This is a genomic window from Micromonospora sp. CPCC 205546, from assembly GCF_036902715.1.
Classification (GTDB): domain Bacteria; phylum Actinomycetota; class Actinomycetes; order Mycobacteriales; family Micromonosporaceae; genus Micromonospora.
Genome location: NZ_JBAKHL010000116.1, coordinates 1 through 10,212, shown reverse-complemented (window position 1 = coordinate 10,212; position 10,212 = coordinate 1). Strand labels below are relative to the sequence as shown.

The 10,212-nt window shown below is 70.2% G+C and carries 3 protein-coding genes and 2 pseudogenes; 3 read left to right on the top strand and 2 right to left on the bottom strand.

What is annotated here, in order from left to right; genetic code table 11:
- Nucleotides 1–31: 31 nt before the first annotated feature.
- From V6U77_RS28805 to V6U77_RS30130, 3 genes and pseudogenes are all read left to right on the top strand, one after another.
- Nucleotides 32–6,430, top strand: a pseudogene (locus tag V6U77_RS28805) (amino acid adenylation domain-containing protein); the annotation flags it as partial.
- A gap of 125 nt (nucleotides 6,431–6,555) precedes the next feature.
- Nucleotides 6,556–7,527: a carbohydrate kinase family protein gene (locus V6U77_RS28800; RefSeq protein ID WP_334609898.1), complete on the top strand. Its 972-nt coding sequence runs from the start codon at nucleotides 6,556–6,558 to the stop codon at nucleotides 7,525–7,527.
- 63 nt (nucleotides 7,528–7,590) lie between these two features.
- Nucleotides 7,591–7,744: pseudogene (locus tag V6U77_RS30130) on the top strand (IS1380 family transposase); the annotation flags it as partial.
- A gap of 144 nt (nucleotides 7,745–7,888) precedes the next feature.
- Here V6U77_RS30130 and V6U77_RS28795 read toward each other — a convergent pair.
- Nucleotides 7,889–8,905 (bottom strand): ArsR/SmtB family transcription factor, encoded by a 1,017-nt coding sequence (locus V6U77_RS28795; RefSeq protein ID WP_334609897.1) that lies wholly within the window; start codon nucleotides 8,903–8,905, stop codon nucleotides 7,889–7,891.
- Nucleotides 8,906–9,247: 342 nt separating this feature from the next.
- Entirely contained in the window at nucleotides 9,248–9,787 is a 540-nt protein-coding gene (locus V6U77_RS28790) for a hypothetical protein (protein WP_334609896.1), read from the bottom strand.
- Nucleotides 9,788–10,212 lie beyond the last annotated feature (425 nt).

Below are 10,212 nucleotides of genomic sequence, written 5' to 3'. Positions count from 1 at the left end.
GGTGACGGGGGATTGGTTCGACACCACGGGTATGGATGCGGATTACTGGGTGCGTAATTTGCGTGAGCCGGTGCGGTTCCATGATGCGGTGACGGCGTTGGTGGGGCAGGGCTACGACACGTTCATCGAGGTCAGTCCGCATCCGGTGCTGGTGGGCAGCATTGAGGCGCCGGTGGTGACGGGCACCCTGCGTCGGGATCTGGACGGTTGGGCGGAGTTCCTGCGCAACGCCGGGCTCGTGTGGAGCCACGGTGTGCCGGTGGACTGGGCGAGCCTGTTCCCGCAGCGGCACGTGGTCCCCGATCTGCCGACGTATCCGTTCCAGCACGAGCGGTACTGGCTCGACGGCCCGGCCGACGACGGCCGGCCCGCCCGGGTGGTGCTGCCGCCGGAACCGGCCGAGCCGGTCGCCGTGCTCGGCCCGATGTCCCGGGACGACCTGGTCGAGGTCGTCCGCACCCAGGTCGCCGCGGTCCTCGGGCACCGCGACACCGACGCCGTGCCGGCCGGTCAGGACCTGATGGAGCTCGGCTTCGACTCGCTCACCTCGATGGAGCTGCGCAACCGGCTCGCGCGGCTGACCGGGGTCCAGGTGCCGCCGACGCTGGTCTTCGAGAACCGGACGGCGCTGCGGATCGCCGGCGTGGTGCACGAGCGGCTGCACGACGCCGGCCCGTACACCGGACCGTCTCTGCTCGAGGTCGCGGCCCGGCGCCGGACCACACCGAGCGCCGACCGCGCGCCGCTCTCCTTCCACCAGCAGCGGCTCTGGTCGCTCGACCGGATGGTGCCCGGCATCCCGGCCTACAACGTCGCCCTCGACCTGGACTTCAGGGGCGAGCTGGCGGTGGCCGACCTGGAGGCGGCGTTCAACGAGGTGATCGCCCGGCACGAGATCCTGCGCACCACGTTCCCGCACGTCGACGGGGAGCCGTGGCAGCGGGTGGCGCCCAGCCTGACCGTGACGATCCCGTTCGTCGATCTCGGCGAGCTGCCGCCGGCCGAACGCGCGGCCCGGTTCGCCCGGATCGCCGCCGAGGAGTCCCGGCACGTCTTCGACCTGAGCGCCGGCCCGCTGCTGCGCGCGGTGCTGGTCGGCCTCGGCCCCCGGGAACACCGGCTGGTGCTGGTCCTGCACCACATCGTGGTGGACGCCTGGTCCGGCTACGTGCTGATGCGCGAGGTCATGGCCATCCACGCCATGCTCACCGCTGGCGAGCCCGTGCGGCTGGCGCCGCCGCCCGTGCAGTACAGCGACTTCACGCTCTGGGAACGCGAGCGGATGAGCGGCGACGCGCTGCGGGAGAAGCTCGCGTACTGGCGGGAGCAGCTCGGCACCGATCGGAGCGGCCTGGAGCTGCCGACGGACCACCCGCGCCCGGCGGTGCAGACGATGGCCGGCGACAGCCTGCGGTTCACCCTGGACGAGGACCTGGTCACCGCCCTGCGGGAGGTCGGCGACGCGCACGACGCGACGCTGTTCATGACGCTGGTGGCGGCGTTCAACGTGCTCCTGCACCGGTACAGCGGCGCCGACGACGTGGTGATCGGCACGCCCGCCGCCAGCCGCCTCGACGTGGACATCGAGGAGCTGGTGGGTTTCTTCGTCAACACGGTCGTGCTGCGGACCAGCCTGGCCGGCGATCCGGAGTTCGCCGAGCTGCTGACCCGGGTCAAGACCGTCAGCACCGAGGCCTACGCGCACCAGGACATCCCGTTCGAGCTGCTCGTGCGCGAGCTGCTGCCCGGGCGCGGCATCAACATGAACCCGCTGTTCCAAGTGTGCTTCGCCATGCAGCCCAACCCGCGCGAGCGGTTCTGGGACGGCTCGCAGCTCACCGGCGGGCGGGAGATCCGCAACGGTACCTGCAAGTTCGACCTGTGGGTCTCGCTCACCGAGCAGGACGGTTACCTCAGCGGCGAGGTCGAGTACAGCACCGACCTCTTCCGGCGGGACACCGTCGAGCGCATCGTCGCGGCCTACCGCACGCTGCTGGGCGCGGTGGCCGCCGCGCCCCGGACCCGGATCTCGCAGCTGCGCCTGCTCTCCGACGAGGAGGAGCGCGCGGCGATCCTCGCGGGCACCGGCGAGAGCCGGCTCTTCCCGGGCGCCGACCGGTGCCTGCACCAGCTCGTCGAGGACGCGGTGGACCGGTGGCCGGACCGGATCGCGGTCACCTGCGAGGGCCGCGAGCTGACCTTCGGCGAGCTCGACCGGCGTGCCAACCGCCTCGCGCACCGGCTGGTGGCGCTGGGCGTGGGCCGGGACGAGCCGGTCGGCGTCTGCGCGGAACGGTCCGTCGAGCTGGTGGTGGCCCTGCTGGGCGTGCTCAAGGCGGGCGGCGCGTACGTGCCGATCGACCCGTCCTACCCGGCCCGACGGGTGGAGTTCATGCTTGCCGACGCGGCGCCCGGCATCCTGCTGACCCAGCCGCACCTGCTGCTCACGCTGCCCGACCACGCCGCGAAGGTGCTGCTGCTGGACGAGGAGATCGACGGCCCGGACACCCGGATGAGCGTCGCCGGGCCGGGCGATCTCGCGTACCTGATCTACACGTCGGGCTCGACCGGCGAGCCCAAGGCCGCCGCCGTCGAGCACCGCTCGATCGTCAACCGCCTGCTGTGGATGCAGCACGAGTACGAGCTGACCCCGGCCGACCGGGTGCTGCAGAAGACCCCGTTCAGCTTCGACGTGTCGGTGTGGGAGTTCTTCTGGCCGCTGATCATTGGCGCCCGCATGGTGCTGTCCCGCCCCGACGGCCACAAGGACCCGCGCTATCTGGCCGAGCTGATCCAGGCCGAGGGCATCACCACGATGCACTTCGTGCCCTCCATGCTGCTGATGTTCCTGGACGAACCGGCGAGCCGCGGGTGTACGTCGATCCGGCTGCTGTTCGCCAGCGGCGAGGCGCTGACCCCGGCCCACGTGCACCGCAGCCGGGCCGTCCTCCCGGAAACCCGGCTGCACAACCTGTACGGGCCCACCGAGGCCGCGGTCGACGTCACCTACTGGCCCTGCCCGCCCACGGGCGACGTGACCGTGGTGCCGATCGGCCGGCCGGTGGCCAACACCGCCATCCGGATCCTCGACCGGCACCTGCGCCCCGTGCCGCCGGGCGTGGCCGGCGAGCTGTTCATCGGCGGCGTGCAGGTGGCGCGCGGCTACCTGAACCGGCCCGAGCTGACCCGCGAGCGGTTCCTGACCGACCCGTACGCGGAGACGCCCGGCGCGCGGCTCTACCGCACCGGCGACCTGGGCCGGCTGTTGCCCGGTGGCGACATCGCCTACCTGGGCCGCACCGACTTCCAGCTCAAGGTGCGCGGCCTGCGGATCGAGCCGGGCGAGGTGGAGGCGGCCCTGCGCCGGCATCCGGCCGTCCGGGAGGCGGTGGTGCTGGCCCGCGAGGTCGGCGACGAGTCCGCCCACCAGCAACTGGTCGCCTACGTCGTGCCGCCCGAGGACGGCGCCGGCGAGCTGGAGTCGACCCAGGTCACCGAGTGGCGGGACGTGTTCGACCGCACCTACGACGGCGCGGCCCCGGCCGAGTCCGACTTCAACGTGGTCGGCTGGACCAGCTCCCGCACCGGTGAGCAGCTCCCGGACGACGAGATGCGAATCTGGGTCAATACCACAGTGGACCGAGTGCTCGCGCACCGGCCGCGGCGGGTGCTGGAGGTGGGTTGCGGCACCGGGTTGCTGCTGGCCCGCATCGCCCCGCACACCGAGGCGTACTGGGCCACCGACATCGCGGCGACGGCGCTGGACTACGTGCGCGAGCGGATCGTCCCCGACCTGCCGGCGGCCCCCGAGGTCAAGCTGTTCCAGGCCGGGGCGGACGAGGTGGGCGGGCTGGCGGCCGAGCCGTTCGACGTGGTCGTGCTCAACTCGGTCGTGCAGTACTTCCCGGACGTCACCTACCTGCGGCAGGTTGTCACCGCGGCGGCCGGCCTGGTGCGGCCCGGCGGGACGATCTTCCTGGGCGACCTGCGCAGCAAGCTGCTGCTGGAGGCCCTGCACACCGAGGTCGAGCTGGCCGGGGCCGAACCGGGCACCACCGTGGCGGAGCTGCGCCAGCGGATCCGGGCCCGGGTCGCCGAGGAGCAGGAACTGGTCGTCGACCCGCGGCTGTTCCGCTGGCTGCACCGCGAGATCGCCGAGATCTCGGCGGTCGAGGTCATGCTCAAGCGGGGCCGGCACCACAACGAGCTGTCCCGTTACCGCTACGACGTGGCCCTGACCGTGCGGGGCCCGGCCATCGAGGCCGTCCCGGCGCCGGCTCTGGAGTGGACCGGCGAGCTGACACCGGCCGGGGTGATCGGGATGCTCACGACGGACGTCCTGGTGGTGAACGACGTGCCCAACGCGCGCCTGGCCGAGGTGAACGGCTGGCTCGGGGCGCTGGCAACGGCGGACGGATCGGAGCGCCTCGATCGGTTGCGGCCGGTGGCGTCGGCGGGCGTGGAGCCGGAGGACTGGTGGGAGTCGGCGGCGCGGCACGGCCTCCGGGCGGACATCGCCTTCCAGGGTGACGACGGCCGCTACCAGGTGGTTTTGCGCCGTGCCGGCGTCCCGTTCCCGGTGCTGCCCGAGGCCGACCGGCTCGACCCGACGCCGCACCGGTACGTGAACAATCCGCTGCTCCTGCGGATCAGCCGGCAGCTCAGTCGAGAGGTGCGCGACTTCCTGCAGGACAAGCTGCCGGAGTTCATGACGCCGTCGGTCGTCGTAGCGGTGCCGGAGTTGCCGGTCGACGCGAATGGCAAGCTCGACCGCAAGGCGCTGCCCGTGCCGTACCGCCATTCCGACAGCAACGCCGGCCGGGTGCCGCCCCGCACCGACGACGAGAAGACGCTCGCCAGCATCTGGTCGGACGTGCTCAACATCGACGAGGTCGGCGTGACGAGCAGCTTTTTCGCGCTCGGCGGCGACTCGCTGCTGGTGATCCGGATGGTCGGCCGCGCGACGGCGGCCGGGTTCGCGGTCACGCCGCAGGACGTCTTCCAGGCGCGGACGATCGAGAATCTGGCCCGGCTTGCCGGTTCCCGTGGCCCTGCCGGTGCCGTGCCGGAGGTTCCCGCGTTCGTCGACGTGGCGCCTGAACTCGTCGCGCTGATCCGGCAGCGGTTCCCCGACGCGGATGACGTCTATCCGGCCGCACCCACGCAGCGGCACATCCTGCACCGGATGCGGCATACCCGTGAACCCGGCGGGAACGTCATCCACCACCGGTTCCGTATCGAGGACGCAACCTTCGACCCGGTGGCCCTGGAACGGGCCTGGCAGCACACGATCGACCGGTACCCGGCCCTGCGTACCAGCCACGTCCTGGTGCCGGGCGGGGAACCGGTGCAGGTCGTGCGCGGCGAGGTGAAGCTGCGCATCGACCGGCACGACTGGCGTTCGGTTCGGCCGGCCGAACAGCAGCGCAGGCTGCAGGCGTACGTGGCTCACCGGCGCGCGGCCGGATTCGACCCGGAGGCGCCATTGCAGATGCACGTCGCCCTGTTCCGGCTGGAAGAGCACGTCTGGGAGTACATCTATCTGTTCAACCTGGCCGAGCACGACGGCTGGAGCTACATGATCATCATGCGGACGCTGCTGGACGCCTACGAGGCCGCGTCTGCCGGGGAGGCGCTGCGACCCGAGCCGGTCGACGACTCGTTCGGCCGGCACTGCACGCTCAGCGCCCAGCGGGACCTGACCGAAGCCGAGGGGTTCTGGCGGACCCAGCTCGGCTCGCCGCTTCCGGCGCTCACCGTGCCGGCGGACCGGCGGGCCGTCGGCCTGGAACCGCCGTACCTGCAGGAAACCATCGTCGTGCCCGCACTTGCCACCGCGGCTCTCACCGCGCTGGCCAAGCGTGCGGATCTGACCCTCTACACCGTCGTGCTGGGCTGCTGGGCCATGGTCATGAGTGAGGTGACCGGCAGCCCTGACGTCGTGGTAGGTACCGTCTTCTCCGGTCGTGGAACGGCCCAGCTGGACATCGACCAGACGGTCGGCCAGTTCTTCAGCATCCTGCCGGTGCGCCACCGGGTGGACGCCGACGCCGGGCTGCCCGCGTGGCTGCGGGGCTTGCACGAGCACGTGGCCGAAATCAGCCGGTACGAGTATCTGCCGCTCGCCCGCCTGCACGAGCTGGCCGGGGTGCCGCTCGAGGAGAACCTGTTCGACAGCTTCGTCGTCAACGAGACCTTCCCGGAGTTGGAGTCCAACTTCGAGCGGTTCGCCCGGGTACTCGGTGCCACGCCGGTGGAACTGCTCAATCAGACGGAGCATCCGATGCGGCTCGAGGTCGCCTTCGCCAACGGCGAGGTGCTGGTGAACTTGAACCACTACGCTGACCGCTTCGCGCCGGGAGAGGTGGCCTCCTGGCTCGACAAGCTCGAAAAGGTGCTGCTCGCCGTCGCGGAGAACAGCGACCGATCGGTCGGGGAACTGGTCGGACGCGCCGGAAAGCCGGTTGCGCGTGCTCCGTACCCGTCGGTACCGGATGGCAGCCGATCGTCCGGTACTCTGGCCGCGCCCGAATCCGACGATTCCGCGAGGTCGAGATGAAGATCGCTGTGGCCGGCTCCATCGCCACGGACCAGCTGATGACCTTCGACGGGCACTTCGGCGAGCTGTTTCGTGAGGCACTGCCGCAGGTGTTCGTATCGTTCCTCGCGGACGAGTTGGTGATCCGGCGTGGCGGCGTCGCGGCCAACATCGCCTTCGGCCTGGCGCAGTTGGGCATACGGCCGGTGCTCCTGGGTGCGGTCGGGAAGGACTTCGAGGAGCACCGGGCCTCTCTGCGTGGACTCGGCGTCGAGTGCGACTTCATCCACGTCAGCGACAAGGCGCACACCGCGCGCTTCATCTGCGCCACCGATCGCGATGACAACCAGATAGCCAGCTTCTACGCCGGCGCGATGGCCGAAACCGGAGCCATCCGGCTGGTCCCGGTGGCTGAGCAGATCGGCGGCCTGGACATGGTCGTCGTCGGTGCCAGCGACCCCGGCGCGATGCTCGCGCAGGCCGCCGAGTGCCGGGCGAATGGCTACCCCTTCGCCGCTGACCCCTCGCAGCAGCTGCCGCGGATGAACGGCGAGCAGGTCGTGGAGCTGATCACCGGAGCCGACTATCTGCTGACCAACGAGTACGAGAAGTCGCTGCTGCAGAGCAAGGCGGGCCTGACGGACGAGCAACTATTGGAATTGGTCCGAGTTCGCGTCACCACTCTGGGCAAGGACGGCGTGGAGATCGCCGAACGAGACGGTGCCACCTTCCACGTCGCGGTGCCGGCCACTATCGAGACCCCGGATCCGACCGGTGGCGGCGACGCGTTCCGTGCGGGCTTCTTCGCCGCACTCTCCTGGGATCTGTCGTTGGTCCGGGCCGGCCAGCTGGGCTCGCTGGTCGCCGGCCTTGCCTTGGAAAGAATCGGCGCCCAGGAGTACCAGGTCGACCCGGCCGTGCTTCTCGACCGCATGCGCCAGGGATATGGCGAGGAGGCTGCACGGGACCTGGCTCGACACCTCTCCTGAACCCTGCGTCTCCCTAGGTCGACCAGAGGACTGCAGCGGCGGCGCCCCCCACTCGGCGCCATGACAAAGACGATCCGCCACGAGATCTACACCGTCGGCGGACGACTCACCCACACCGCCGCCGACTCCACCTGCACCTTCCCGAGCCTGGCCCTGGGCAGACGCACTTCTTGCCGCCCTGAGCCGCATCCGTGCACCACCCGCCCCCGCCGGCTGACCACCACCGACCCGACCACAACGACCAGCATCAGGGAGCCGGCCGGACAGACCGGCGAACCCCACCCGCCCCTCCACGGAAATCAACACTGGTCAATCCTCACGTGCCGACCTGTCACACCAGGAACCATCCGTGGATCCGGGCTCAGACGGTCAGCGGGTCCATCGACTCGTCCAGCATTCCGACAAGCGCCGCCCCGGCGGGGCTGAGCTCGTACAGGACATGTCGGCCAGCCCGCCGCCGATGGACCACCCCGGCATTGGTCAAGGCGGTCAGGTGCTCCGAGACAGTGCTCGGCGCCAGCCGCAGCTGCTTCGCCAGGCCCGCGGTCGTGCCGGGCGCAGCGAGCGCCCGCAGGATCAGGGAACGGCCCTGCCCCACCAGAATTCCGAGTCGCGCCCCTGGACTGCACACGCCTCCCGACGTTCCACGCGCGGCGCCTGCCCTCTCCATGAGGCTTGCCACGCCCCGAGCCTGGTAGATGACCACCACACTGCCCGCCTCGTCGGTGATGCGCAGTGGACCATCGGTGCGAAAGACCAGCGGCATCACGTAGATCACGCCGCCGTCCATCTGCGGCACTGCCGCGTGTCGGCGGAGCGTCCTGATCCCGCCGGGAACGTACACGCTCGTCAGCAGTGCTGTGGGGCCTTCAGTGGCCAAGGTCTGCGCTCGGTAGAGAACCTCGTCGTCGAGCAGCAGCTGCATCCGGCTCCAATAGGGCGCCAGCACGGCCTCCCAGTACGCCGCGAACCCGTCGGCAAGCCAGCTGAGCATCTCGGCCGGATCCTCCGCGGGATGGGCCATCCGTTCGGGCACGGTCCCCCGCGGCATGATTTTGGCCAGCCAGTCCGTCAGGCCCGGCAAGCTGCCGGAACGCACGGTGTTCAATTCCTTCGGCAGTCCGGCGCGGGCCGGCGGGGCGGCCGGACAGAAATGGGCCGGCCACGGATTCGGCCGTTGTGCCTGCCACCAGCGCACAGGCGCGAGTTCGGGAACCCTGCTCACGGCCGCATGGGCCTCGGTCGACCACTGCGTGTACGGCCAGGGCGCCCGGCCCTCATAGCGGCCGAGAATCGAGAGGCTGGAAAGGGTCTCCCACAGCCGGCTAGTGGTGATCCTCAGTCCCGTGTAGACAGCCTCGTCAGCTTCTTCATGCATATGAGTCCCCCCGCAGGACAACATTTACGACGATGACCTAAGCGTTCGCATTCGACCTTCCATGCAGCGAACGCCGATTGACTCTGGCTGACGCATGGAATCCGGTGCAACCCTTGCCGTCGTCCCTGCCGAGACAACCAGCGTCATGTGGCACACATCGGGTGTACAGAGCGGACTGTCGCGAAAATCGGCGCAACAATCGGACCTTTGTTGGGCTGGAGAGATCGACCGGCGTCAACGACGGTAGCACAACGGGAACGCTTGGCAAGCCGTCAGGAAGCACCGGAGTGCGACTCGCCGGGGTGAGCTCGAGGGCCAGCGACTGGGCGCTGGCGATTGCGGTCAAAACGTGACGGGGAACGCCTTGGCGGCCATCTCGCTGGTCTCGTCGGCCATGGCCACGACGGCAGGGACGGCTCCGAGAAGTGTATCGGGCCCTTCGAGCGATTCCCGGCGGTTGAGCACCGTCAGCGGAGTGTGAGTCCCCTTGAGCAGCCGGGCAGGGACGGTGAAATCCACGTCGACCCCGTCCGGGTCGTGGATGTCAGTGCCGTCGAGTAACGGGCCGGTCGATGAGCTTTGGCCGGAGAAGTGGACGACGCGCGGGCGCTGGTTGTTCAGTCTGTGGAAGAGATCGTCGGCCGTTGCCGCCGCCGGGGGCTCGACGGCGACCAGGTCGCGGTGTGGCGCCGGCGGCGCCCCGGGGCGTCGGCGATCAGCGTCATCGGGGCATCTTCCCTGAGGTGCGCGGGTGCAGGAGGTGCCGTTGGCCCCCGGTCCGGGTGCGGGCCCGGCCGGCACCTCGGCGAGCGTGCCGGTTCCGAGCGGTGCGAGGTCGACGTCGAGGTGGGCGTGCCGGGCGATCAGGTGGTCAGCGCACACCGGTCAGTGCCGCCGGGCCGGTTCAGGGGGGTGAGTGGCAGGCGACGACAAGCTTCTTGAGAGCTGCGTCACAGTGACTATTTGGTGCCCTCGTCGGTCACTCAGGGTCAGCGAGGCGTCCTGGGTGGCCGCACTCATTGTGACCGGGCGTGTCACTGCTGGTTCGTTGGGTGAGCCGTTCGGCCTCGTTCGCCCGGCGGCGTGCGGGGTTCGCACTCCACCTCGGAGGATGCGGGGATCCGAGATCCGGTGCGGGCTTGCCGGGCGGCGGCCGGGGCCGTGCCGGCGGTCGCTCGCCGGGTGTTGCGCCACGTAGTTGAGATGCTCAGAGAGTGAGCCATTTTCATCGTGGGTAGCGGGCGTCCTCGGCGGCTTGGAGGGCGAGGATGGCCTGCACGATCGGGGTGGCTCGGCGGGGGCAGCAG

What these genes read in the sequence shown, in the direction of transcription:
- V6U77_RS28800 (WP_334609898.1), top strand. Translation starts at nt 6,556, where the DNA reads ATGAAGATCGCTGTGGCCGGCTCCATCGCCACGGACCAGCTGATGACC.
- V6U77_RS28795 (WP_334609897.1), bottom strand. Translation starts at nt 8,905, where the DNA reads ATGCATGAAGAAGCTGACGAGGCTGTCTACACGGGACTGAGGATCACC.